General features: G+C 69.9%; 24 protein-coding genes and 1 tRNA gene. 1 reads left to right on the top strand and 24 read right to left on the bottom strand.

Annotation, left to right across the window (positions count from 1 at the left end; translation table 11 throughout):
* Window positions 1-5: 5 nt before the first annotated feature.
* The 6 genes from recN to VFR64_11645 form a co-directional block, all read right to left on the bottom strand.
* Window positions 6-1,679 carry a DNA repair protein RecN gene (gene recN, locus VFR64_11670; GenBank protein HET9490400.1) on the bottom strand — a complete coding sequence of 558 codons (1,674 nt, stop codon included), beginning with the start codon at window positions 1,677-1,679 and terminating at the stop codon, window positions 6-8.
* 52 nt (window positions 1,680-1,731) lie between these two features.
* Window positions 1,732-2,589, bottom strand: coding sequence for an NAD(+)/NADH kinase (locus VFR64_11665; GenBank protein HET9490399.1), 858 nt, complete (start codon window positions 2,587-2,589; stop codon window positions 1,732-1,734).
* Window positions 2,590-2,700: 111 nt separating this feature from the next.
* Window positions 2,701-3,492 carry a TlyA family RNA methyltransferase gene (locus VFR64_11660; GenBank protein ID HET9490398.1) on the bottom strand — a complete coding sequence of 264 codons (792 nt, stop codon included), beginning with the start codon at window positions 3,490-3,492 and terminating at the stop codon, window positions 2,701-2,703.
* Window positions 3,493-3,502: 10 nt separating this feature from the next.
* Complete coding sequence (locus tag VFR64_11655) at window positions 3,503-4,216, bottom strand: rhomboid family intramembrane serine protease (protein ID HET9490397.1); 714 nt, start codon at window positions 4,214-4,216, stop codon at window positions 3,503-3,505.
* The gene (locus VFR64_11650) at window positions 4,216-5,481 is read right to left on the bottom strand and encodes a pitrilysin family protein (protein ID HET9490396.1); all 1,266 of its coding nucleotides are present in this window, start codon (window positions 5,479-5,481) and stop codon (window positions 4,216-4,218) included. The genes VFR64_11655 and VFR64_11650 overlap by 1 nt, the downstream gene beginning before the upstream one ends.
* 29 nt (window positions 5,482-5,510) lie before the next feature.
* Window positions 5,511-6,839 (bottom strand): pitrilysin family protein, encoded by a 1,329-nt coding sequence (locus tag VFR64_11645; GenBank protein ID HET9490395.1) that lies wholly within the window; start codon window positions 6,837-6,839, stop codon window positions 5,511-5,513.
* 279 nt (window positions 6,840-7,118) lie between these two features.
* Between VFR64_11645 and VFR64_11640 the strand changes: the two genes are divergently transcribed.
* Window positions 7,119-7,727, top strand: coding sequence for a hypothetical protein (locus VFR64_11640; protein ID HET9490394.1), 609 nt, complete (start codon window positions 7,119-7,121; stop codon window positions 7,725-7,727).
* Between the two features lie 66 nt (window positions 7,728-7,793).
* Here the strand turns inward: VFR64_11640 and VFR64_11635 are convergent, their stop codons facing one another.
* From VFR64_11635 to larE, 18 genes are all read right to left on the bottom strand, one after another.
* Entirely contained in the window at window positions 7,794-8,141 is a 348-nt protein-coding gene (locus VFR64_11635; protein HET9490393.1) for a histidine triad nucleotide-binding protein, read from the bottom strand.
* Window positions 8,142-8,455: 314 nt separating this feature from the next.
* A complete protein-coding gene (locus VFR64_11630) occupies window positions 8,456-9,628 on the bottom strand; it encodes a cobalamin-independent methionine synthase II family protein (protein ID HET9490392.1) in 1,173 nt (390 codons plus the stop codon).
* Between the two features lie 25 nt (window positions 9,629-9,653).
* Window positions 9,654-9,729: transfer RNA gene (locus VFR64_11625), tRNA-Ala, on the bottom strand.
* 49 nt (window positions 9,730-9,778) lie between these two features.
* On the bottom strand, window positions 9,779-10,585 hold the full coding sequence (locus VFR64_11620; GenBank protein HET9490391.1) for a slipin family protein: 807 nt from the start codon (window positions 10,583-10,585) through the stop codon (window positions 9,779-9,781).
* Window positions 10,582-11,892: a nodulation protein NfeD gene (locus VFR64_11615; protein ID HET9490390.1), complete on the bottom strand. Its 1,311-nt coding sequence runs from the start codon at window positions 11,890-11,892 to the stop codon at window positions 10,582-10,584. The genes VFR64_11620 and VFR64_11615 overlap by 4 nt, the downstream gene beginning before the upstream one ends.
* A complete protein-coding gene (gene speB / locus VFR64_11610) occupies window positions 11,889-12,824 on the bottom strand; it encodes an agmatinase (protein HET9490389.1) in 936 nt (311 codons plus the stop codon). The genes VFR64_11615 and speB overlap by 4 nt, the downstream gene beginning before the upstream one ends.
* 5 nt (window positions 12,825-12,829) lie before the next feature.
* The gene (locus VFR64_11605; protein HET9490388.1) at window positions 12,830-13,207 is read right to left on the bottom strand and encodes an iron-sulfur cluster assembly scaffold protein; all 378 of its coding nucleotides are present in this window, start codon (window positions 13,205-13,207) and stop codon (window positions 12,830-12,832) included.
* A 107-nt stretch (window positions 13,208-13,314) separates the two neighbouring features.
* Window positions 13,315-14,355 (bottom strand): hypothetical protein, encoded by a 1,041-nt coding sequence (locus VFR64_11600; protein ID HET9490387.1) that lies wholly within the window; start codon window positions 14,353-14,355, stop codon window positions 13,315-13,317.
* Complete coding sequence (locus VFR64_11595; GenBank protein HET9490386.1) at window positions 14,352-15,407, bottom strand: XdhC/CoxI family protein; 1,056 nt, start codon at window positions 15,405-15,407, stop codon at window positions 14,352-14,354. Before VFR64_11595 ends, VFR64_11600 begins: the two co-directional genes overlap by 4 nt.
* A 97-nt stretch (window positions 15,408-15,504) precedes the next feature.
* Window positions 15,505-16,647, bottom strand: coding sequence for a VWA domain-containing protein (locus tag VFR64_11590; GenBank protein HET9490385.1), 1,143 nt, complete (start codon window positions 16,645-16,647; stop codon window positions 15,505-15,507).
* A gap of 4 nt (window positions 16,648-16,651) precedes the next feature.
* Window positions 16,652-17,515 carry a MoxR family ATPase gene (locus VFR64_11585; GenBank protein ID HET9490384.1) on the bottom strand — a complete coding sequence of 288 codons (864 nt, stop codon included), beginning with the start codon at window positions 17,513-17,515 and terminating at the stop codon, window positions 16,652-16,654.
* A 39-nt stretch (window positions 17,516-17,554) separates the two neighbouring features.
* The gene (locus tag VFR64_11580; protein ID HET9490383.1) at window positions 17,555-18,130 is read right to left on the bottom strand and encodes a nucleotidyltransferase family protein; all 576 of its coding nucleotides are present in this window, start codon (window positions 18,128-18,130) and stop codon (window positions 17,555-17,557) included.
* A 57-nt stretch (window positions 18,131-18,187) separates the two neighbouring features.
* The gene (locus tag VFR64_11575; GenBank protein ID HET9490382.1) at window positions 18,188-19,057 is read right to left on the bottom strand and encodes a xanthine dehydrogenase family protein subunit M; all 870 of its coding nucleotides are present in this window, start codon (window positions 19,055-19,057) and stop codon (window positions 18,188-18,190) included.
* 9 nt (window positions 19,058-19,066) lie between these two features.
* Window positions 19,067-21,427: a molybdopterin cofactor-binding domain-containing protein gene (locus VFR64_11570; GenBank protein ID HET9490381.1), complete on the bottom strand. Its 2,361-nt coding sequence runs from the start codon at window positions 21,425-21,427 to the stop codon at window positions 19,067-19,069.
* 9 nt (window positions 21,428-21,436) lie between these two features.
* Window positions 21,437-21,898 (bottom strand): (2Fe-2S)-binding protein, encoded by a 462-nt coding sequence (locus VFR64_11565; protein HET9490380.1) that lies wholly within the window; start codon window positions 21,896-21,898, stop codon window positions 21,437-21,439.
* A gap of 127 nt (window positions 21,899-22,025) precedes the next feature.
* Entirely contained in the window at window positions 22,026-23,201 is a 1,176-nt protein-coding gene (gene larC / locus VFR64_11560; GenBank protein ID HET9490379.1) for a nickel pincer cofactor biosynthesis protein LarC, read from the bottom strand.
* A gap of 128 nt (window positions 23,202-23,329) precedes the next feature.
* A complete protein-coding gene (gene larB, locus VFR64_11555; GenBank protein ID HET9490378.1) occupies window positions 23,330-24,085 on the bottom strand; it encodes a nickel pincer cofactor biosynthesis protein LarB in 756 nt (251 codons plus the stop codon).
* A complete protein-coding gene (larE, locus tag VFR64_11550) occupies window positions 24,078-25,025 on the bottom strand; it encodes an ATP-dependent sacrificial sulfur transferase LarE (GenBank protein HET9490377.1) in 948 nt (315 codons plus the stop codon). Before larE ends, larB begins: the two co-directional genes overlap by 8 nt.
* Window positions 25,026-25,031 lie beyond the last annotated feature (6 nt).

The raw sequence follows: 25,031 nt of genomic DNA, 5'->3' as shown, positions 1-25,031 counted from the left end.
AACCATTATACAGGCCGGGCCCCGAGCAACTCGCGAGCGTGGCGCCGCACCGTCCCCGACGGGGCCGTGCCCCCGAGCATGCGGGCGATCTCCTCGACGCGGTCGGACCCGGTCAGCACGTGGACGGCGGCCCGGCTGCGGCCGGCCCGGACGGCCTTGACGACCCCCAGGTGGTGGGCGGCCCGGGCGGCGATCTGGGGCAAGTGAGTCACGCACAGCACCTGTCGGCCCCTCGCCGCCACAGCCAGCTTGTCAGCGACCACCGCCGCCATCTGGCCGCCGATCCCCGCGTCGATCTCGTCGAAGATCATGGTGGGGACCCGCTCGGCCCCGGCGATCACGGCGTGCAGGGCGAGCATCGTCCGCGAGAGCTCGCCGCCCGAGGCGATGCGGGCCAGCGGCCGGGGATCCTCGCCGGGGTTCGCCGAGAACTCGAACTCGACCCGGTCCAGCCCCCGGGCCGTCACCTGATCCTCACGGCCGCGCACTACCGCGATCGCGAAGCGCGCCCGGTCCATGCCCAGGGCGCGCAGCTCGCGCTGAACCAGGCCGCCCAGGCGGGTACCCGCGGACGTCCGGACCTGCGACAGTGTGCCGGCCGCGGCGACGAGCCTCGCCCGCGCCTCGGCCAGCCGCCCCTCCGCCGCGGCCAGCACCTCTTCGTACCGCTCCAGCCCCTCCAGCTCGCCGGCCACCCCGTCGCGAACGGCCAGGAGCGCTTCTTCCGTATCGCCGTACTTGCGCTTGAGCCGAGCCAGGGCGTCGAGGCGATCCTCGATGGCCTCGAGGCGGCCCGGCTCGGCCTCCGCGCGCTGGCGCAGGGCCCGCACGGCCAGCATGGCGTCCTCCAGCTGCACCACGGCCGCCTCGAGCAGGTCCGCCGGCGAGCTCAGCGCCGGATCGACGCGGCCGAGGTCTCGGAGCAGGCGGGCGGCCCGCACCACTCGCCCGGTGGCCGCGTCGTGATCCTCGACGATCAGGGCAACCGTCTCGGCAAGACCCTTGACCAATCGCTCGGCGTGCTGGAGGCGACGCCGCTCCGCCCGCAGCTCGTCTTCCTCGCCCGCCCGTAGGCGAGCGCCGTCGAGCTCGGAGAGCTGGAAACGCAAGAGATCCTGCCGCTGGGCCCGATCCCGCTCGGCGGTGCTGAGCTCCTGAACCTCGCCCAGGGCCGCGCGGTACGCTTCGAAGAGCCCGGCCACCTCGGCCCTGGCCGGCTCGGCGCCGGCGTAGCGATCGAGCAGGTCCAGCTGGGCCGCCGGTTCCAGCAGTCGCTGGTGCTCGTGCTGCCCATGAACCTGCACCAGCTCTTGGCCGAGCCGCTCCAGCAGCCCCACGGTGACCGGCGAATCGTTGACGAAGGCCCGGTGCCGACCGCTGCGGCTCAGCTCGCGCCGGACGACGAGCTGCTCGTCGTCCAGCCGCAGGCCGGCGGCCTCCAGCGTCGCCCCCAGCCCGGGGTCGCCCGCCGTGTCGAACACCGCCTCGACGGTCGCAACATCGGCGTCGGCGCGGATCACGTCGCTCTGGGCGCGGCCGCCGCAGATCAACAAAATGGCGTCCACCACGATCGACTTGCCGGCGCCCGTCTCGCCGGTGAGGACGTTGAGGCCGGGCTGGAAACCCACCGTCACCGTTTCGATGACGGCGAAGTTCTTGATGCGGAGGGCTCGCAGCACTGGTCGATGCTAGTTGAGCCGCGGCGAGGGCTCAAGAGGTATCGTTAAGTGCTCAGCGCTCGCCCCACTTCAGCTTGGTGCGCAAGACCGAGAAGAAATGCTTGTGCGGGAAGCGCACCAGCCGGATCCGCGACGCCGCCTGGGCCACTTCGACGCGATCGCGCTCGCGGAGCGGCGTCCCCACCTGCCCGTCGACGGTGAGCACCACCTCCTGGCTCGTGAGCACGGCCACCTCGATCCGCTGGCGTCCCGGCAGGACGATGGGGCGGTTCGTCAGCGTGTGCGAGCAGATCGGGGTGAGGACGACGGCGTCCATGGTGGGAAACAGGATCGGCCCGCCTGCCGATAGCGAGTAGGCGGTCGACCCCGTGGGCGTGGCGATGATGAGGCCGTCAGCCCGGTAGTCGATGGCCGACTGGCCATCGACGGACACGCTCAGGTCGATGATCCGGCTCATGGCCCCCTTCACGATGACGACGTCGTTGAGGGCAAGGAAGCTGCCGGCCGAGCCGCCCTCCCGGTGCAGCCGGGCGGACAGCATCATGCGGTCCTCGACCGTCATACGGCCGGCAAGGAAAGCTTCCAGAGCCGGGATCATCTCGTCCAGCGTCGTGGCCGTGAGGAACCCGAGCCCACCGAGGTTGACGCCCAGAATCGGGATGCCGAGGTCGCCGACGGCCCGGGCCACCGACAGGAGGGTGCCATCGCCCCCGAGGACCACGATGACGTCGACCTGCGCCGGAAGCTCGGCTCGGCTGGTCTGGGCGACCGCGAGGTCGGGAACGAGGTCGGCAGTCTCCTTGTCGAGGAGGGCAGCGAGGCCGCGCCCGCTCGACCACTGGACCAGACGCCGAACGACCTCGTGCGCGGCGCGGGCATCCGGCTTGACGACGACTCCGACCTTTTTCATCGGCTCGCCTCAGACGCCGGGGCCCCAGCCCCGGTCCGTCTTGCGGCTCGCACTGCCACATTCATGAGGCTGCCTGACACGCGAGGGCCTCGGCCCCCGTCACTGCCGCGTTCACGCAAGCGCCTCGACGGTGCGATTGATCAGCGTCTCGATGTTGGCGGCCGTCCGGCCCTGGGAGGAGATGTGCAGGAAGAACTCGCGATTGCCCTTGGGGCCGCGCAGGGGCGACGCCGACACGCCCAGCACGTGCCACCCCCTCAGCACCGAATACCGGGCCAGTCGGGCCACCACCGCCCGGTGCAAGACGGGGTCCCTCACCACCCCTCCCTTGCCCACCTGCTGGCGGCCGACCTCGAACTGCGGCTTGATGAGCATGATGATGTCGGCCCGGGTGGCCAGCACGCCGAAGACGGCGGGCAGGACCTTTTCCAGCGAGATGAAGGCCACGTCGATGACTCCCAGCGACGGCTGCTCGGGGAAGATCCGCGGGTCCAGAGCCCGGGCGTTCGTTTTTTCCATGAGGACGACCCGCGGATCGCGCCGCAGCCGGGCGTCCAGCTGCCCGATGCCGACGTCCACGGCGTAGACCCGTGCCGCCCCCCGCTGGAGCAGACAGTCCGTGAAGCCCCCCGTGGAGGCGCCCACGTCGATGCAGATCCGATCGGTAACGGTCACGTTGAAGTAGTCCAGCGCGTGGGCCAGCTTCTCGCCGCCGCGGCTGACGAACCGTGAGCGGTCCTGGAGCTCGACCTCGGCGTCGGCGGCCACGAGGGCGCCGCCCTTGTCCACGCGCTCGCCGTCGACGAACACATCCCCGGCCAGGACCAGCCTGAGGGCCTTCTCCCGAGTCTCGGCGAGCCCCCGCTCCACGAGCAGCCGATCGATCCGCATTCGCGCCGCCATCGGGCTCTTATTATAGGCGAGCCCGCCGCCGCCGCCGCAGAACAAACAGGAGGACGAGCCCGGCACCGAAGCCCCCGAGGTGGGCGAACCAGGCCACGCCGCCACCCGAGCCGCGGCCCGCCGCCGCGCTCCACGTGAGGAATCCGTTGAGGAATTGCACCACGACCCAGAATCCCAGAACCACCACCGCGGGAATGTAAATGAAGCGGATGAAAAATCCGAACGTGATGAGGGTCAGCACGCGCGCGTGGGGGAAGGCCAGCAGATAGGCCCCGAGGACTCCGGAGACCGCGCCGCTGGCCCCGATCATGGGCACGGCCGAGTCGGGGACCACGAAAGTTTGCGCGGCTGCCGCCGCCAGCCCACAGAGCAAGTAGAAGGAGAAGAAGCGCCCGTGCCCCAGGACGTCCTCGACGTTGTTGCCGAAGATCCACAGGTAGAGCATGTTGCCGCCGATGTGGAACAGGCCGCCGTGCAAGAACATGGAGGTGAACATCGTCACCACCGGATGCGGGAACGCCGCGGGGGCCTCGCAGGCACCGGTCAGCCGGCACGGGATCACCCCGAACTCGAAGACGAACTCCCGGGCCGCCCGCAGGGCTTCAGGATCGGAGCCGAGCTGCAGGGAGACCTGATAGAGGAAGGCGACGACGTTCGCCCCGATGAAGCCCATCGTGACGAGCGGAACGGTGCGGCTGGGGATGTCGTCCCGCAGGGGCAGCATCAGCGAGGCTGGAGCACGACGACCGTCGGCCGGCTCAGCACGCGCCGGCACACGGCGCGGACATCGTCCGGGGTGACCGACTCCACCGCCCGTGCGTAGCGCTCGGGAAAGTCCCACCCGGAGCCGACGACCTCGAAGAACGCCAGATACCAGGCGTGGCGGACGTTCGTGCGGCGATCGATGGCCTGCGCTCCCAGCACGTAGGCCTTGGCGCGCTCGACCTCGGCCGCGGTGAACCCGCCGGCCCGCACACGGTCGAGCTCGCGCAGAACAGCTGCCTCCGCGGCCGCGATATTCTCGCGCGCGGTGCCCAGGTACGCCACCAGAGGCGCCGCGCCGGTCCGGGCCGGTCCGAGCACGCCCACCGAGTAGGCCAGGCCCTGCGCCTCCCGGAGCTCCACGAACAGGCGCCCGGACATGCCGCCGCCCAGCAGCGCCGCGAGCACCTTGCTCGCTGCATAATCCTGGTCGCCCAGCCCGGGGGCCAGAAAGCCGACCATGATCTGCGCCTGCTCCGCCGGCCGCTCGACGAGCCGACGCGCCCCCTGGGCCATCGGCGGCGGAGGCGCGGACGTCGCGGCCGGGGCACCCGGGGCGAGGCTGGCGAACAGACGCTCGACCAGTTGACGGACCTCGTCGCGCTGGACCTGGCCACTCACGGCCAGCACGAGCGTGTCCGGGCGATAGATCGCACGATGGTGCGCTCTCAGCTCGCCCGCGCCGATCCTCGCCACGACCTCGCTTCGGCCGAGAGCCGGGCGCGCGTAGGGATGCCCGCCATAGAGATCGGCCAGCAGCGCATCGTAGGTGAAGGGGAACGGCGTGTCGGCCCGCGTTCGGAGCTGGCTCAGGACGAGCCGGCGCTCCTTGGCGATCTCGTTCGGATCCAGGGTCGGTGTGAGGGCCACGTCGGCGATCAGCTCCAGGAGCCTCTTCCAGTGGCGGGCCAACGCCGTTCCCCTCACCTCCGCATACTCCACCTCACCGCCGGCATCGATCGAACCGCCGATGAGCTCCGCCGCCTCCACGATCTGCTCGGCCGTCCGGCCGGCCGCCCCCCTCAGCATGGCGCGATGCAGCAGGTTCGTGACGCCGGCCGTCTCCGGCCCTTCGAAGCGAGATCCGGCCCGCACCTGGAGCGAGGCGGCGACCACGCCGACGGTAGGGTCCTCGCGGACCAGGAGGCGCATGCCGTTCGGCGAGACGTAGCGTGCCACCGGCGCGGGCGGGGCGGACGCGCTGGCCGGTATGGCCAGCGCCGCCATCAATACGGACGCCAGCGCGGCGCGCCTGATCAGGGTCGCTCCTGCGGCCGGAACACCACGCGGGCGAACCGAGCGGAGTCCAGGTAGTGGCGGGCAGCGGTGCGGACGTGCTCGCGAGTCACCGCCCGCAGCCGATGAAGATAGGCCTCCTCTTCCTCGAGCTTCCATATCGTAATGGCGTGCCCCAGCGCGGCGGCCCTGCCCTCCGCCGTCTCCTTCTGGAACTCGCGCCGGGCCTCCTCGGCGGTCAGGGCGCGCTCGAGCTCCGCCGGGGTGACCCCCGTCTCATGCACCCGTTGGATCTCGTCCCAGATCTGAGCCTCCGCCCGGGCCAGATGCTCCGGCTCGAGCTGAGCGGTGAGGCTGACGATGCCGGCGCCCTCCAGCGCCGAGTACGCCATGCCGATCGTGTTGACGAGCCCCAGTCGCTCACGCAGCGAGCGAGTCAGCCGGGAGCTGCGGCCCTGGCCCAGGATGCCCACCAGGAGGTCCACGGCGGGCGTGTCGGCGTGATCGATCTTCGGTGCCGGCCAGGACAGACCGAGGTAGGCGTGAGAGCCCGGACGGTTCAGCTCGAGGTGTCGCGGCCGGCGCTCCCCGGTCGACCGCGGCGGCAGGCGGCCGCCCCCGGTCCGGGTCAGCGATCCGAATGTCCGGGTGGCGGCAACCAGTACCTGCTTCGGATCGACGGCCCCGACAACCACCAGCGTGAACGCCTCGGGGACGTAATGCCGCCGATAGAAGCGCAGGAGCTGATCGCGCGTGAGTCCCCGGATGAGCTCTGTGGTGCCGATGATCGGCCGCCCGTAGGCATGCCCGTCGAAGGCGACCCGGTAGAGCTGCCGCCCGAGAAACCGCCTCGGATTGTCCTGGGAAAGGCGCAATTCCTCGAGCACGATATGCTTCTCGCGCTCGAGGAGGTCCGGGTCGAGGCTGGCGTTGACGCTGATGTCGGCGAGAGTCTCGATCCCGGACACGACCCGGCTGGCCGGCAAGAGCATGCTGTAATAGGTGTAATCGAATGACGTCGCCGCGTTCATCCGGCCGCCGACACCCTCCACCTCACGGTCGATGAAGCCAGGGGGTCGGATAGGCGTGCCCTTGAACAGCAAATGCTCGAGGTAATGCGCCAACCCGAGCTCGGAGGGTATCTCGTCACGAGCCCCCGCCTGTACCCATAGCTGCAGGGCCACCACGTCGCTTCTCCGGTGTTCCTCGATCACGACGCGGACGCCGTTGGGAAGCACATGACGGCTGGGTACGGCTGCGGCCTGCGGTGTGGGCGCCGGAGCCCTCGCGCACGCCACCACGCCGGTGATCACGAGCAGCGCGAGCGCGAAGCGCGCGAGCCGAGACATCGGGGCTCCAAGACTACCACAGCGGCCGGGCAGAATGCCGGCGACCCCCGCCGGGCGCCACCGGGCACAACGCCCGGCACCGATCGCCGTCGTCATGGTAAGCACTTGAAAATATGAGGCTTCTCAGGTGCGCTTGCCTGGCACCGAGCTTGCGTTATAGGGAGACCGATGACAGGTATGGGAACTCGAACGACTGGGGGGGTGGTAGGTCGGGGGAGCGAGGGAGCCAACCAAGACACCATCCGATCAGCGAACGCCATCAACGGAAATGGGGAGACGATGAAGAAGGTACTGGCCGGATTCGTGAGTGTCATGTTCTTCGCGAGCCTCGCGGCGGTGTCCGAGGCGCAGAATTGCCCGCCGGAGGTCGCGAAGGCCAAGCAAGTGTTGTCGCAGAAGGCCGGGATGGCCAAGACGCAACAGGACATCCAGGCCCCGCGCTCGCTGGCCGGCGCACGCGGTCAGGACGCGCAAGCTCCGCGCGGTCAAGATGCCCAGGCTCCACGGGGGCAAGCTAAGGACATCCAGGCTCCGCGCTCGCTCGCCGGCGCTCGTGGCTTCGACTCTCAGGCCCCGCGCGGTCAGGATGCCCAGGCACCGCGTGGTCAGGACGCTCAGGCCCCGCGCGGTCAGGATGCCCAGGCGCCGCGTGGTCAGGACGCTCAGGCTCCGCGTGGTCAGGATGCCCAAGCTCCGCGTGGTCAGGATGCCCAGGCGCCGCGCGGTCAGGACGCTCAGGCTCCGCGGTCGCTCGCAGGTGCGAAGGTCACTGGCTCGGACGTCTCCAAGGCCTCGACCCTGATCAAAGAGGCTGAGGCGGCGTGCAAGGCTGGTGACATGAAGACCGCCAAGTCGAAGGCTCAGTCCGCGCTCACGATTCTTCGATAGGCGAGTCGTCGTCGTAGTGCGGGCCCCGGCAGGGCATTGCCCTCCGGGGCCCTTTTGCGTTCGTCGCTAGGCTTTGGACCGCCGGCCGGCCTGGAAGTGGACGTGGACGTGGTACACCTGCTGACCACCCTCCGGACCGCAGTTGATCGTGAGCCGGTATCCGCGCTCGCTCAATCCCCTGCGCTCACCGATCTCGCGCGCGGCCAGCAGGCAGCGGCCGAGAATCTCCGCATCGCCAGGCTGCATCGCCATGATCGATGCTACGTGACGTTTGGGGACGATGAGCAGGTGAACGGGAGCCTTGGGATAGATGTCGCGGAAGGCCAGGACCGAGTCGTCCTCGTACTCGATGTCGGCGGGACTGGTCCGGGCCACGATGCGACAGAACAGGCAGGCTTCGTCGGTCTGGCCCATCCGGTCCTGTATAATACGCCGTCCACAGTCGACGACGAGGAGACTTGGAGAATGGGAACGTGCCCCAAGTGCCGGCAGCGCATCCGCCGGAACGGCAATCACATCAAGCTGGGGACGACCTGGTACCACAAGGCCTGTCCGCCCCGCCCGGCCAAGCCGCGGCCCGGTTCTAGCGCCCGTCCTGCTCCCTGATCAGCCCGACCACCGGTGAAGGCCCGGCTGGTCACGCTGTTCCTCCTCGCGCTCATCCTCGTCCTGGCTCTGGCCATCCTGCTGGCCCACACTGGATGACGCCCGACGGACCGGACGCGCCTTCACGAACGCCCCCAGAGGCGCCTGGATGCCCGGCGCGCGCCCTCGGCCAGGGCGGCCAGCTTGGCCCACACGATCGAGGAATGGATCTCGAGGGAGCCCGCGAACGTGGCGAAGCCGCAGTCGCTGCCGGCGATGACGTTCTCGCGGCCGACCACGGACGCGAAGCGCACGACGCGCTCGGCCACCGCCTCGGGATGCTCGACCAGGACGCTGGACTGGGTGATCACGCCCGGGATCAGCACCTTGCCGTCCGGTAGCTTGACCTCTTCCCACACCCGCCACTCGTGCTCGTGCCGCGGGTTGGCGGCTTCCAGCGAGTAGGCGCCCGCCCGGACCTCGAGGATCAGGTCGACGACGTCCTTGAGCTCCATGTCGTGCACGCGCGGCCCCATGTTGATGCCGTAGCAGGTGTGGAACCGGACGCGGTCCTCGGGAATGCCGCGCAGGGCGTGGTTGAGCACCTCCACGCGCGCGCGACCCCACCGGCGGCAATCGGCGACGCTCGCCTCCGGGTGCAGGATGTAGTAGGTCACCAGCCGCGGGTCGTCGATCTGCAGCAGAAAGCCGGCGTCGACGATGGCGCGGTACTCCTCGCGCATGGCCTCGGCGATCGCGAACAGGTATTCCTCGTCGCTCCGGTAGTGCCGGTTCGGGTTCCACTCCTCCACGTTCGACGGCGAGACGGCAGGCACGAAGACCTCGGCCGGGCTCACGCCGGCCAGGGCCGCCTTGAGGTTGTCCAGGTCGGCCTGCAGCAGCGCGTGCCCTTTGTAGCTGACCGGGCCCACGCATGCCAGGTGCGGGGCCCGGGCGGCCGGGCTCGGCAGCGCCTGCGCGAACCACGCGTAGAACTCGGGGAACGCCCGGACCTCGCGCGAGTCGGCCCAGGTGCTGCGGCTCGGGGCGTCCGGGCTCGGCGCGAACCCGCCGAGCCGCTCGTTGACGTAGTGGATGAATCCGGGCTTGCTCATCTCACCGTCGTCGACGACGTCGATGCCGAGCCGCACCTGCTGACGCACGACGTCGGCGACGGCCTGCCGGAGGCGCGCCCGATAGGCGGACTCGTCGAAACGGCCGCCGGCCGCCCTGGCCTGCACCATGGTCAGCACGTCGTCGGGACGCGGCAGGCTGCCGGCGTGGGTGGTGAGGATACGCTCGGTGCTACGCTTCATTGGGACGGCGGGGAAAAGGAAGTGATGGTGGAGGGTAAGGGATTCGAACCCTCGACCTCGGCGTTGCGAACGCCGCGCTCTCCCAACTGAGCTAACCCCCCGAGCGGTCGACCGCCCGTATTCTACACGCCGGCCTCGGGCGCCGCCAACTCAGCGGCCCTCGCCGCTGCCGTCCTTGCCGAAGTTGGCGAACATGGGCCCGAGCAGGTCGATGGGCAGCGGGAAGAAGGTCGTCGTGTTGCGCTCGGAGGAGATCTCCCGCATGGTCTGCAGATAGCGCAGCTGGATCGACACGGGATACTGCATCAGCACCTGGGCCGCCTCGGCCAGCTTGGCCGCCGCCTGGAACTCGCCGTCGGCGTTGATGACCTTGGCCCGCCGCTCGCGCTCGGCCTCGGCCTGCTTGGCCATGGCCCGCTGCATGTCCTGGGGCAGGTCGATGTGCTTGACCTCGACGGTCGTGACCTTGACGCCCCAGGGATCGGTGTGCTCGTCGATGATCCGCTGCAGCTGCTGGTTGATCTTGTCGCGGGCCGAAAGCAGGTCGTCCAGCTCCACCTGCCCCAGCACGCTGCGGAGCGTCGTCTGGGCGATCTGTGACGTCGCGTACAGGAAGTCCTCGACCGAGATCACGGCGCGCTCCGGGTCCACCACGCGGAAGTAGATGACCGCGTTCACTTTGATCGAGACGTTGTCGCGGGTGATGACGTCCTGGGGCGGTACGTCCATGGCGATCGTGCGCAGGCTCACCTTCACCATCTTGTCGATGAACGGCAGCAGGAGCAGCAGGCCCGGCCCCCGGCCGTCGCCGCCGGGATTGAGAATGGCCCGAGTGGTTCGCCCCAGTCGAAAGATCACCGCCCGCTCGTACTCCCGCAAGATCCTCACGCAGGAGCTGATCAGGAAGACGACGGCAGCCACGAGAACGAGCAGGAGCAACGAGTCCGCTGTGATCATGGTGCCCCTCCGGGGTCGCCGGGATTGCCGGCCTTGACGACTTTCAGCGTGAGCCCCTGCACGCCCACGATGCGCGCCGGAGCCCCTTCCTCGATCGGCGCGCCGTCGGCGATGGCGCGCCAGATTTCACCCTGGATGCTCACCTGCCCTTCGGGCGCCAGCCGGGTCCGGGCGACACCCACCTGCCCGACGAGGCCGGAGGCGCCCAGCATGGGCCGGCGCCCGAGCGCCCGCACGCCGGCCGCCACGACGACCAGGAAGGTACCGGCGGTCGCGCTCACGGTGGGCAGCAGCACCCACCAGGAGACCCTGAAGCCGACCTCGGGCGCCTCGAACAGCATGAGGGAGCCCAGCAGCAGCGCGGCCACGCCTCCGACACCCAGGATGCCGTGGCTCACGATCTTGATCTCGGCCAGCATCAGGCCCACCCCCAGAATGATCAGAAGCAGGCCGGCATAGTTGATGGGCAGGCTCTGGAAGGCGAAGAAGGCCAGGATCAGCGAGATGCCGCCGATGACCCCCGGGAAGATGGCGCCGGGATTGTAGAGCTCGGCGACCACGCCGATCATGCCCACCATCATGAGGAGGTACGCCACGTTCGGATCGCTGATGATGTTGAGCACCCGGTCGCGGAACCCGATCTCGATCGACTTCACCGTAGCGGTTCGCGTGTCCAGCGTGAGCGTCCCCTTCGCCGTCTTCACCGTCCGCCCGTCGATCTTCTGGAGCAGGTCGGGGATGGAGTCGGCGATGAAGTCCACGACCTTGAGCCGCACGGCTTCCCGCTCGGTGATGGAGACCGACTGCCGCACGGCCTTCTCGGCCCAGTCTGCGTTGCGCCCCCGCTCGAGGGCGACGGTGCGGATGAACGCGGCTGCATCGTTCTCGATCTTCTTCAAGCTCTCCTTGTCGGCGCCCCCACCCAGGGCCACGGGGTGGGCGGCCCCGATGTTCGTGGCCGGGGCCATGGCCGCCACGTGGGCTGCCATCGTGATGAAGACCCCGGCCGACGCGGCTCGGGCTCCCGTGGGAGCGACGTAGACGACGATCGGCACCTGAGACTGGAGCATCCGCTGAACGATCGCCCGCATCGAGCGCTCGAGGCCCCCTGGAGTGTCGAGCTGGATGATGAGGGCCTGGCTGCCCTGGGCCTGGGCCCGGTCGATCGCCGTCTCCACCAGCCGCAGCGTCACCGGGCTGATGACGCCCTCGAGGTCGAGCCGCGAGACGGTCGGCGCCGCCACCGCCGGCGCCGCGCCGAGCCCGATCACGAGGCCGAGCAGAACCGCGGTGAGCGCGGCCGTCATCGGTCCAGCGCCATGACGCTGGTGAGCTCGAAGAGCAGGTTGGCCGCCAGCAGAGCGGTCACTTGCCCGGGACCGTCGTAGGGCGGTGAAACCTCCACGACGTCGGCTCCCACCAGCCCCAGGCCGGCCAGGGCGCGCACCAGCGTCACCGCCTCGTACGAGGTCAGGCCCCCCACCTCGGGCGTGCCGGTGGCCGGGGCATAGGCCGGATCCACGGCGTCGATGTCGAACGAGCAGTAGACGGGCCCGCCGCGCAGTCGGCCGAGGCGGCCGGCGACCCAGGCGGTTCCCTGATCCTTGACGGCCTCGATCCGGATCACCTCCATGCCGTGCTGGTCGTGCAGGGCGAAGTCCTCCGGGCCGTAGAGCGGCCCGCGGATGCCGACCTGGATCATCCGGCGTGGATCGATCAGCTCCTCTTCCAGGGCACGCCGGAAGGACGTCCCATGGAAATACTTGCTGCCGAAGTATTCGTCCCAGGTGTCCGGATGCGCGTCGAAGTGGACGAGGCCCAGCCGGCCATGGCGGCGGGCCAGGGAGCGGAGGATGGGCAGCGTGATCGAGTGATCGCCCCCCACCGCCAGCGGCAGGGCGCCCGCGGCGAGGACGCCGTCGACGGCGTGCTGAACCCGCTCGAACGTGCGCTCGATCGACGGCGGGATGACGTCGACGTCACCGCAGTCGGCGACCCGCAGCCGCTGGAAGGGGTGGACCTTCAGGACCGGGTTCCAGGGACGGATCAACGACGACTGCTCCCGGATGGCGCGGGGGCCGAAGCGGGCGCCGGGACGGTAGGAGACGCCGCCGTCGTAGGGAATGCCGAGCAGCGCGACGTCCAGCCCGGCCGCCGATTGTGCGGCGGGCAGCAGCATGAAGGTGGCGATCTGCCCGAACCGCGGGGAGACGAACGGATCTCGGGGGCGACTGTCCATGACGCTCAGAGCCGGGCCGGCAGGCCGAGCGCCTTGTGCAGCACGGACAGCGGCAGCGTCACGCAGCGCATGCGGCTGGGCCGGATGTCGGCCCCGAGCGCCTCGAGCAGGTCGGCCGTCTCCATCCCCGGCGCGGCCCGAGGCCGGCCTTCGATATGCTCCGCCAGCACGTCGGCCGACGCCGTGCAGATCGCGCACGAGTCGCCGAGGAAGCGCGCGGCCCGGATGGTGCCATCGTCGATCCGGAGCATCATGCGGACACGGTCGCCGCAAAGGGGATTGACGTCCTCGGCCACCGCATTGGCGTCGGCCAGCTCGCCCCGCCGCAGGGGTCGGCGCCAGCGCTGGCGGATGACGTCGCTGTACGGGAGGGGGCGACTCACAGGCGCGCCCTGAGGGGCGCGACGGCCCCCTCCCGGACCTCCCCCAGGATCGGTTGCGCCGGCGGAGCCGGCGCTCGAATCGGCGCCCGTCGAGCGGGGCAGGGCGGTCATTCGAGCTCGCCGCGGGCGGCGGAGGCGCGGTAGGGGGGAAAGCGGTACGCCATGTCGCGAGAGAGCAGCCCACCGTGGCCGAGCTCGGCCATCTCCCGGTTGCCGATCGTCTCGCCGGTGAGGAGACGGGGCAGGACGAGGTCGAAGGTGGTCGCCTGCGAGAACATCCCGCAGGTCGGCATGCCCAGCACGGCGATTCCCTCCCAGCGAGCGAGCCACAGCAGGCTGCCCGGATGAGCCGGCGCGCCATGACGTATCAGGCGGGCGCCCAGGCGCTCCAGGCCGCCGAAGACCGGATCGAGGGGATCCAGCGCGCTCGCGCCGGCGACGATCAGCAGTTCGGCTCCCTCACGACGCAGCGCGCTGAGCTCGTCGGCCACCGCCTGCGGCGACGGCCCCGCGAACCGGATGGCAAGCAAACGGCTCCCGAACCAGTCGATCTTCTGCCTCAGCGCCGCCTCGAAGCGCGCCCGCTGCCTGGCCTCGAGATTTTCCCGGGCGACCGCGCCAATCGTCGTCGCCCGGAAGGCCTTCACGGCCAGCAGACCGCCGGCCTGGCGGGCGATGCGCTCCACGGCCTGCAGGATCGCCTCGCAGATCACGAGCGGTGTGACCTTGGCCTTGGCCACGGCTTCTCCGGGCTCGACGGGCTGACCGTCGAAGAGCGTGAACACCGAGATCCCCTCGTGGGCATTTGCCTCGGCCAGCGCGGAACGGGTGATGCCGAGCAGCCCACGCCGGGTGGCCCCCAAGGTCCACTGCCCTCCCGTGTACCCCTTGACCTCGACGCCTTCGCCTACCACGGCCCGGGCCAGACGGGCGCCGGCATCCTCTTCGTGCAGGTCGCCCGCCTCGACCTCCAAGACGTGGAGTTCGTCCCAGGGCACCCCGAGCAGGGCCCGGGCCAGGGTGGCGTCGATGCGGGCGCCTTTGGCGCCAACAATCTTGCCACCGGCGTCCCGGACGTCGTGACAGAGGACCAGGCCGTGCAGGCCCTCCGGCGTCGCTGTCTCCCGCCGCTGGGCGATGACCTTCATTTCCGAGACTTCGCCGCGCTGAGCGGCTGGCCGGTGCCGCCGGCGCGGGCGAGCTGGATCTCGGCGAGGACCGCCAGCGCGATCTCGGGCGCGGTGCGGGCGCCCACGTCGAGGCCGATGGGCACGCGGATGCGGTCGAGCTGGGCCTGGCTCAGCCCGTCCTCGGCCAGGAACTTGAGGATCGTGGCCCCGCGGCGCCGCGAGCCCAGCATGCCGATGTAGCCGACCGGCGTGTCCAGCGCGTGGCGAAGCACGGGCAGGTCGTACTTGTAATCGTGGGCGACCAGGACGAGAGCGGCCGACGCGCTGAGCGGATAGTCGCGAATCAGCTCCGAGGGAATGCCGATCCGGAGCTCGTCGACGTGAGGGAAGCGCTCCCGGGTCGCGAAGCGCGGCCGCCCGTCCAGGACGACCGTACGATAGCCGAGGATCCTGGCCAGCTCGGTGAGCGGCATGGCGACGTGGCTCGCGCCCACCACCAGCAGCAGCGCCGCCGGCGCCACGACCTCGACGAAAGCCCGCACGCCCTCCAGGAACGCCGTTCGCGGAGCCCCGCCCGCGATGGCCTCACGAGCTTCGGCGGTGAACCGTTCGTCGAGAAAGCGATCGCCCAGACTCCCCTCGACCGTCCCGTCGTCCAGGATCAGCAGCTTGCCGGCTCCGTCCTGATCCAGCCGCGTGACGATGGCGCCGCGGCCGCCCCCCGCCGCATGAGCCCGCAGGCGCTCGTAGAAGTCCAGGGCCAGCGGCTCGACGAGGACCTCGATGGTGCCGCCACAGGTGAGGCCGATCTCCCAGGCTTCTTCGTCGCCCAGGTTCAGCTCGAGCAGCCGCGGTCGCCGGTTCTCGAGCACATGGGCCGACTCCTCGATTACCTGGGCGTCGACGCATCCTCCGATGGTGACCGAGCCGAGCACGGCGCCGCCCTCGCCCACCAGCATCTTCGCCCCTTCCTTGCGGGGCGTCGTGCCGCGCGTGCTGATGAGGGTGGCCACGGCCACCCGCTCGGGCGACCGCCGCAATTGATCAATGTGATCGAAGAGTTCCGCCATGGCCTCCCAATGATACGCCGCGGCTCGACAAAACGAAAACGGGCCTGCGGGACCTGGCGGATGACGAGGGAGGCAAAGCGCCGCGGCCTCTACGCAACTACAGCGTCAGATGCCGTGTGAGATCGCGCAGGGCGGCCAGGTTGTGGGCCGCTGCGAAGTGATCGAGCAGGGGAAGCGCGGCGGCCATTCCGCGGGTCAACGGCTCGTAGGCGGCATTGCCCAGGAGCGGGTTCAGCCAGATCAAGCGGCCGGCCCGCCGCTTGATGCGCAGCAGCTCGTGCGCCAGGAGCTCGGGCTGTCCCGTGTCCCAGCCGTCGGAGAGGACGATCACGATCGTGTGGCGGTCGACCAGATGCGACCACTCCCGGTTGAACTGGGCGATGGACTCCCCGATGCGCGTGCCGGCCGACCAGTCCTGGACCTCGCGAAGCCGCTGGAGCACCTGGCGATACGAGCGGCCACGCAGATACTCGGTCACCCGGGTCAGGCGTGTCGAGAAGGTGAAGGTCTCGACCCGGCCGAACACGTTTTGCATCGCGAAGAGGAATTGCAGCAGGAAGCGACTGTAGAGGTCCATCGAGCCCGACACGTCGCAGAGGAGCACCAGGCGGACTTTCCGCGGCTTGCGTCGGCGATACTTGAGCTCGATGAAGTCCCCGCGGCTGAGGTTCGCCCGTAGCGTCCGCCGCAGATCCACGCGGCCCCGCCGGGCCACCGGGCGCCGGCGGCGTCCCAGCCGCCGGGCCAGGCGGCGGGCGATCTGCAGCGTCAATCGGTACACCTCCTCGAGCTGGTCGGACGAGAACGTGGAAAAGTCCTGGCCCACCATCGCCTCACGGTCCGACAGGCTGGGCACTCCGAGCGGCTCGCCGGCGTCGGGCTCGGAGTCGTCGCCCCACGTGTCGAGGGCCAGCGTTTCCCGCTTCTGATCCGCGCTCCGTAACAGCGCCGGCGGGCCTGTTTCGGGGACAACGGCCAGTAACCCCGGAATCCCCTCCTCCCCTGCCGGCTGGAGCTGCCAGAACGCCTCGAAGCAGCGGTCGAAGGCGGGGATCTCCTCGGGACGCCCGACGAAGACCGTCCGTAGCGCCAGCTGCAGCTCTGCACGGTCGGCCAGGTCTACGTGCTCCAGCGCCTGCACGCCGGCGGTCACCTGCCCCAGGGCCACCGGGAGGCCACGGGCGCGCAGGAGGGCGCCGAAGCGAACCATGGCGCTGGCCAGGTCGCGGGGCGCGACCACGCGGCTAGCTCTGAGCGGGCAGGAAGGGCGCCAGACCGGCCTTGGCGACCTCGGCGCGGAAGCGCTTGATGTCCTCGGTGTCCTTGAGCACCACGCCGAGCGTCTCGCTCACGAGGGTTTCGTCGAGGTGGTCGGCGTGTAATGCGGCCAGGGCCTGGGCCCAGTCCAGCGTCTCGGCCACGCCGGGCACTTTGCTGAGCCGCATCCGGCGCAGCGCCTCCATGAAGCCGGCGATCTCGCGGGCCAGGCGCGCGTTGATGCCCGGCACCTTGCGCTCGATGATCCGTACCTCCTTGTCGAACGAGGGATAGTCGATCCAGAGGTACAGGCACCGGCGGCGCAGGGCATCCGAGAGCTCGCGGGTGCGGTTCGAGGTGAGGATGACGTGCGGGGGATGGGTGGCCTTCAGCGTCCCGATCTCGGGGATCGTGACCTGCCAGTCCGAGAACACCTCCAGCATGAAGGCTTCCAGCTCCTCGTCACCCCGATCGATCTCGTCGACCAGCAGGACGGGCGGGCGGTCGCTCTGGGTGATGGCCTGCAGCAGCGGACGACGCAGAAGGAACCGCTCCGAGAAGATCTCGTGCTCCTTCTCGGGCATCGATCGCTCGTTCGACTGCTGCTCGCCGAGCTTGATGTGGAGCAGCTGCTTCTGGTAGTTCCACTCGTACAGCGCGGTGGCGGCGTCGAGACCCTCGTAGCACTGCAAGCGGATGAGGTTCGTGCCCAGCATTCGGGCCATCACCTTGGCGACCTCGGTCTTGCCCACGCCGGCATGGCCCTCGATGAGCAGCGGCTTGCGCAGCGCGAGGGAGAGGTGAACGGAGGTGGCGACGGGGGCGTCCGTGACGTAGTCGGCCGCCTCCATCAGCTCCGCGATCTTCTTTATCTCAGGACGCACGCCGGCCTATTGTACATGAAGCCTCGCGTAATCCTCGGGCGTGTCGACGTCGGGGGGCATGGCGATGTCGAAGCTCACGAGCTCCACACGTTCCGGCCTGGCGGCCACGACGGCCCGGGCCCCGGCGTCGCCGGTGAGGCGGCTCAGCTCCGCGAACACTTCGGCCCCGAACAGCACGGGCGTCCCCTGGGTGCCCCGATAAACGGGCGCCACGATTTCCTTGTCCGTCTTCCGCCACGCCGCCAGCAGCGCGGGAATCACGTCGGCGGGCACGCGCGGCTGGTCTCCCAACGCGATCAGCGCCGCCCGGGTCCACGGCTTGAGAGCCGTGACGCCGACGGCGATCGATGAGCCCTGCCCCTCGTGCGGACGCGGATTGCGGGCGAACCGCACGGCGAGGCCGGCCAGTGCGGCTCGCACGCCCTCCTCCTCCAGTCCGCTGACGACGACGAGATCCTCGACGTGGCCGGTCAACCCCTCGGCCGCCCAGCGCACGATCGGCTTCCCGCGAAACTCCAGCAGAAGCTTGGGCCGCCCCATGCGGCGGGCGAATCCCGCCGCCAGCACGATCCCTGCGATCATCGAGGAAGGCGCGACACCGGCGGCCGAGGGGGCTGCCCGCTCCCCCGGCCGCGTCGGTTAGCCGCGTGCGCGCTTGACGGCTTCGGTGACCGCCCGCTTGGCGAACACCCGGCAGAGATGCGATTTGTACTCCACGGAGCCCTGCAGGTCGGCCTGCACGTCGACCCCCTCGGCGGCCTTTTGGGCCGCGGCCTCGATGGCGGCGGCGTCGAGCTTCTTGCCCGTGAGTCCTGCCTCCACACCTCGGGCCCGCACCGCCTTGGTGCCGGCCCCGGTGACGCCCACGCTGGCCCGCGTGCACTTGCCTTCCTTGTCCAGCGTCACCACAGCGGCCACGCCGACGACGGCGAACCGGGAGGCGGGGTGTGGGAACTTCAGGTAGGCGCCGCCAGTGCCGGCGGGCCAGGCCGGGACGCGGAGCTCGACGAGGATCTCGTCCTCTCCCAGAGCGGTGGCCATCAGTCCCTGGAACCAGTCGTCGACTTTCACGGTGCGGCGCCCCTTGGGCCCCTCACACACCATCTCGGTGCCGAGCGCGATCAGCGTCGCCGGCTGGTCGGCGGCGGGGTCGGCGTGGGCGATCGAGCCACCGATGGTCCCCAGATTCCGGACCGCGGGATCGCCGATGACCGACGCCGTCTCGGCCAGGATCGGGCACTTGGACTTGAGCAGCGCCGACGACTCCATCTGCCAGTGCGTCGTCATGGCCCCGAGGACGATGGCCCCGCCCTCCTCCTTGAGGCCGCTGAGGCCGGGCACCTTCCTGAGGTCGATGATGTGCTTGGGCTGGGCCAGCCGCAGTTTCATCATCGGGACCAGGCTGTGGCCGCCGGCCAGGAGCTTGGCGTCGTCCTTGTAACGGCCCAGGAGACCGAGCACGTCCTTGACGTTCGTGGGGGCGTGGTACTCGAAGGCGGCAGGGTACATGGGCGTCTCCTATTGCTTCGCGGCCTTGACGGCCTTCCAGATGCGCTCGGTCGTGAGCGGCAGGTCGATGTGAGTGACGCCGAACGGGGCGAGCGCGTCCATGACGGCATTGGCCACCGTCGGCGTGGCGGCGATCGTCCCGGTCTCTCCGGCGCCCTTGACGCCGAGGGGGTTGACCGGACTCGGCGTCACCGTGCGCTCCGTCTCGTAGAAGGGGAGCTGATCGGCCTTGGGCATCGCGTAGTCCATCATGGTCCCGGCCAGCAGCTGCCCGTCATCCGAGTAGACGCCGTGCTCCCACAGGGCTTGGCCCACGCCCTGGGTGATGCCGCCGTGGACCATGCCGTCCACGATCATCGGGTTGATCACCCGACCGACGTCGTCCACGGCCACGTACCGCAGCAGCTTGACTTGCCCGGTGTCGGGATCGACCTCCACGGCGGCGACATGGGCGCCGAAGGGAAACGTGAAGTTCGACGGGTCGTAGAAGGAAGTCGCCTCCAGCCCGGGCTCCATGCCCTGGGGAATGTTGTGGGCGAGGTAGGCCATGAGGGCGACTTCACCCCAGCCCTTGGCCTTGTCGGGCGCGCCCTTCACCGACCACTTGCCGGACTGGAACTCCAGGTCCTGCTCGCTGGCCTCCAGCAGGTGGGCGGCGATGCGGCGGCCCTTGTCCTTGATCTTGTCCAGGCACATCACCAGGGCGCTGCCGCCGACGCAGGCCGAGCGGCTGCCGTAGGTCCCCATGCCGAAGGGGATCTGGGCGGTGTCGCCGTGGACGATATCCACCTGCTCCATGGGAATCCCGAGGTCGTCGGCCACCAGCTGGGCGAAGGTCGTTTCATGACCCTGACCGTGGGAGTGCGAGCCCGTGAAGACGGTCACGGCGCCGGTGGGGTGAACCCTCACCTGCCCCGACTCCCAGAGCCCCGCGCCGGCGCCCAGCGAGCCGGCCACCGCGGAGGGCGCCGGTCCGCACGCCTCGATGTACGTCGTGACACCGACGCCGATGTACCGGCCTTGCTGGCGGGCCTGCTCCTGCTCCTTGCGGAACTCCGTGTAACGCGCCAGGTCCAGCGCCCGCTTCAGGGCCGGCTCGTAGTTGCCGCTGTCGTAGGCGAAGGCCACCGGCGTCTGGTAGGCCGTGCCCTCGGTGAACGCGGGGATGAGATTCCGCCGCCGCAGCTCGGCCGGATCCAGCTTCAGCTCGCGCGCCGCGCGGTCCATCAGCCGCTCCAGCAGGAAGGTCGCCTCCGGCCGCCCGGCGCCGCGGTAGGCATCCACCGGCGCCGTGCTGGTGAGCATCCCCCACACTTCGCAAAAGATCGCGGGAATCTTGTACACGCCGGAGAGCAGCGGACCGTAGAGGTACGAGGGGATCAACGGTGCGAACGTCGACAGATACGCGCCCAGGTTGGCGTGGGTCTTCACCCGGAGACCGACGATGCGGTTGTCGCGGTCGAAGGCCATCTCGGCCTCGGTGACATGGTCGCGGCCGTGAGCGTCGTTCATGAACGACTCCCTCCGCTCGGCCGTCCACTTCACGGGGCGGCCCAGCGCCCGGGACGCCCACGACACCGCCACCTCCTCGTTGTAGACGAAGATCTTGGAGCCGAAGCCGCCGCCCACGTCGGGGGAGATCACGCGCAGCTTCGTCTCGGGCACTCCCAGGATGAAGGCCGCCATCAGCAGCCGGTGGACGTGGGGGTTCTGCGAGGTGACCCACAGGGTGAGGTCGCCCATCGCCGGCGAGTAGGAGGCCAGGCACGCCCGCGGCTCGATGGCGTTGGGAATCAGCCGCTGGTTCACGAGCGACAGTCCCACCACCTTGGCGGCAGCCTTCACGGCAGCCTCGGTGGCCGCCCTGTCGCCGATCGTCCAGTAGAAGGACTGATTCTGGGCTACGTCATCGAACAGCTGCGGCGCCCCGCGCTCGTGGGCTTTCTTGGGATTGGCCACGCCGGCCAGCGGCTCGTATTCCACCTGCACCGCGTCGGCGGCGTCCCGGGCCGCGTACACGCTGTCGGCGACCACGATGGCCACGGGCTCGCCCACGTACCGCACCTTGCCCTGGGCCAGCACCGGACGCGGGGGCACCCTGATGTCGGGCAGCATCCAGCCGCAGGGCAGGTTGCCGACCTGGACCTCCTGGCCGGTGTAGACGGCGACGAACCCGGGCACGTTCCTGGCCTTAGCCGGATCGATGCTCCTGATCCGGGCGTGGGCGTGCGGGCTCCGCACGAACGCGGCGTAGACCGTGCCCGGCAGCTTCACGTCGTCCACGTACTGGCCGCGGCCGGTGATGAACCGCGGGTCCTCGCGGCGCTTGAGGGATTTCCCGAACAGGCGCTCCTGCGTGGTCGTGGCCATCGCCCACCTCTATTTCTTGGCCGCCGCCATGTGGTCCGCGGCCCACTGGATGGCCTTGACGATGTTGTGGTAGCCGGTGCAGCGGCACAGGTTGCCCTCGAGCTGATGCCGGATCACCTCTTCGGAGGGCTTCGGGTAGCGCTCGAGGAGCTGGTAGGCGGCCAGGATCATGCCGGGCGTGCAGAAGCCGCACTGCAGTCCGTGCTTCTCCCAGAAGCCCTGCTGGATCGGGTGCAGATCACCGTTCTTGGCCAGGCCCTCGATGGTCGTGATGTTGGCGCCGTCGGCCTGGACGGCGAAGAGCGTGCAGGACTTCACGGCCAGACCATTCATGAGGATCGTGCACGCGCCGCACTGACTGGTGTCGCAGCCCACGTGGGTACCGGTGAGGCCGAGCTGCTCGCGGATGTAGTGGACGAGCAGGAGCCTCGGTTCCACCTCGTGACTGTACTGCTGGTTATTGACGGTCATCTTGACTGGCAGTTTCACGACTCGTCCTCCGGAAGTCGGCGGTTTGGCGCGGGGTGCGTCTCGGCGCGTCAGAGGGTAAGGCCGGCCCTGCCGGCCTGTCAACACGCATCCCGGGCCGTGCTGCTGCTCAGGCCGGGAGCTGGCGGCGCGCGTCGGCGCGGGCCTGGTCGAGGACCTCGCGCACCGGCAGTCCCTTCTCGCGGGCGATGCGCGCCACGTCAGCGAACTCCGGGGTCACCGTGACGATCCGGTCACCCAGGCGCGACACCTTGAAGGCGATCGGTCCGTAGGCGGTCGGCAGCGTCACCATGGCTCTGGCCAGCCGGGCCCGCCGCCATTGGGACCAGCGAACGCCGATGGTGCTGGACTCCTGGAAGAGGATACGGCACAACTTGTCGACCTCGGCGGGGGAGCAGAGCACCGTGACCACCACGCCGGGGCGGCTGCGCTTCATCACGACCGGCGTGAGGAAGACGTCGAGGGCGCCGGCCTCGAGCAGTCGCTCCATGAGGGGCTCGTAGAGCTGGGGCGACATGTCGTCGATCGTCGTCTCGATCTGGGCGATCGTCTCTTCGGCGGCCGCCGCCTCGCCCTCGCCGACGAAGCAGCGGACGACGTTGGGCAGGTCGAAATCCCGCGTGCCCGCCCCATACCCGATGCTGCGGATGCGCATGGCCGGCATGCGCCCGGCCCCGCTGGCCAGGGTGGTGAGGATGGCCGCACCCGTCGGCGTCACCAGCTCGGCGGCCACGCCGGTGTCGACAAGGGGGAAGCCCCGGAGCAGCTCGGCCGTCCCTGGAGCGGGAACCGGCATCTGACCGTGGGCGCCCATCACCACGCCACCGCCCAGCGGCAGCGCCGAGACGTGGATCTCCTCGATGCCGAGCAGGGCGAGCCCCGTCACGCTGCCCGTCACATCGATGATGGCGTCGACGGCACCGACATCGTGGAAGCGGACCGCCTCGGCCGTCGTGCCGTGCACGCGGGCCTCGGCCTCGGCCAGCCGCGCGAAGACCCGCCGGGCCCTGTCCTTGATGGCGGGGTCGAGCGTGCTGCCCTCGAGGATGGCGAGGATGTCGGCCAGCGAGCGGTGGGGGTGGTGATCGACGTCGATCTCCACGTCGACCTTCAGGGCCCGGAAGGCGCCCTTGCGCACTTCGCGACGCACGAGCCGCCAGCCGTCCAGGGGAAGCGTGCCCAGCTCCGTGCACAGGCTCTCGAAGGGGGCGCCCGCGTCCACGAGCGCCCCCATGATCATGTCGCCGGCCGCTCCGCTGGGACAGTCGAAGTAGGCAAGCTTCATCGAACAGGGTACGGGCCCCGGGCTGATGATTGAACAGGGCACGGGCGCCCGGGCTCTCGCCCGCCCGTGCCCCGCCGGAACCACCGTCGGCGCTGATTCTGGTACCGTTGATGAGTTGCAGTCATCTGTTATGACTTGGAGGCCAAGTGATTGATCTGGCTCGCCTGGTGGGCAGCTCCATAGCCGTTGTCGATGTTCACGACGGACACGCCGGGGCCGCACGAGTTGAGCATCGCCAGCAGTGCGGCGAGCCCTCCCAGCGAGGCGCCGTAGCCCACGCTGGTCGGCACGGCGATCACGGGACGGTCGACCAGGCCGGCGATCACGGTGGGCAAGGCGCCCTCCATGCCGGCCACGGCGACGATCGCGTTGGCCCGCGCCAGCGTGTCGTAAACCGCGATCAAGCGATGCAGGCCGGCCACGCCGCAGTCCCAGGCGCGCTCTACCCGGTTGCCGAGCGCCTCGGCCACGAGGGCGGCTTCCTCCGCCACCGGGATGTCGGAGGTGCCGGCCGCCGCCACCGCAACGAGGCCGAGGCTCTCGGTGGGCGCGGGACGGATGATCAGCAGGCGGGCCTGGGCGTGGTAGACGTTGGGCAGCCCGGCCGCGGCCACCGCGGCTGCGGTGGCCGCGTCGGCCCGTGTGGCCAGGATGTTCACGTGCTCGGTGGCCAGGCGACGCGCGATCCCCACCACCTGGTCGGGGCTCTTTCCCGGGCAGAAGATCGCCTCCGGGCCTCCGGCGCGCAGCGCCCGATGCTGATCCACCCTCGCGAATCCCAGATCCTCGAACGGTAGCCGACGCAACCGCTCCATCGCCTCGTCGACACCGAGCCGCCCGCCCCTCACCTCCTCCAGCAACATCCTCAACACCTCTCTATCCATCGCGCGTGGATCGACCGCCGGCTCCGCCGGCGCTCCCGTGTGCCACCCCGGGCGAATGGGGAGGTTGGGAGGGGGCCTCGGCCGTCGAGGCCCCCTCCGACGGGGAGGATTCGGAAGGGGGGCGAAGCCCCCCTCCGGGGGAGAGTAGCCTGTTGCCACTCCCGGACTGGAACCCGCCGAGATCGACGGCGACGTACGCGTAACCCAGCGCGCGGAAGCGGGCGATGATCGCCTCGTGCCGTCCCTCCTGCCAGAGCCGTGGCACGTCCTCGAGCGGTACTTCCAGGCGCGCGAGCCGGTCGTGATGGCGGACGCGGAACTGTCGAAACCCGAGTGAGCGGACGAAGGCTTCGGCGGCTTCGACCCGCCGCAGCTTCTCGACGTCGATCGGATCGCCGTACTGAAAGCGCGAGCTCAGACAGGCGAACGAGGGCTTGTCCCAGGTGGGCAATCCCAGCTGACGAGAGATCTCCCGGATCTCGCCCTTGCCGAGCCCGGCCTCGATGAGCGGCGCTCGCACGCCGCGCTGACGCGCCGACACCATGCCCGGACGGTGATCGCCGAGGTCGTCCACGTTGGCGCCATAGACCAGGTACCGGCAGCCCTCGCGCTCGGCGATCGGGGCCAGCATCGAGAACAGCTCCTCCTTGCAGAAGAAGCACCGGTTCGTGCCGTTGCGGGCGTACTGGGGATTGCCGAGCTCGTTCGTTCGGACGACCAGATGTCGCAGTCCCAGGAGCTCGGCGAGCCGGCGGGCCTCGGCCAGCTCGCTGGACGGGTAGGTCTCGGAGTCCGCGGTGACGAGCAGCGCGCGATCGCCGAGCGCGTCCTTGGCCGCCCGGGCCAGGAAGGTCGAGTCCACGCCTCCCGAGAACGCGACCACGACGCTCTCCAGCGGGCGCAGCACTTCGAGCAGCCGCTGGTACTTGACCTGGCTCACGGCGTC

It is taken from the genome of Candidatus Methylomirabilota bacterium (genome assembly GCA_035709005.1).
Classification (GTDB): domain Bacteria; phylum Methylomirabilota; class Methylomirabilia; order Rokubacteriales; family CSP1-6; genus 40CM-4-69-5.
This window is presented reverse-complemented; position numbering and strand designations above follow the sequence as displayed.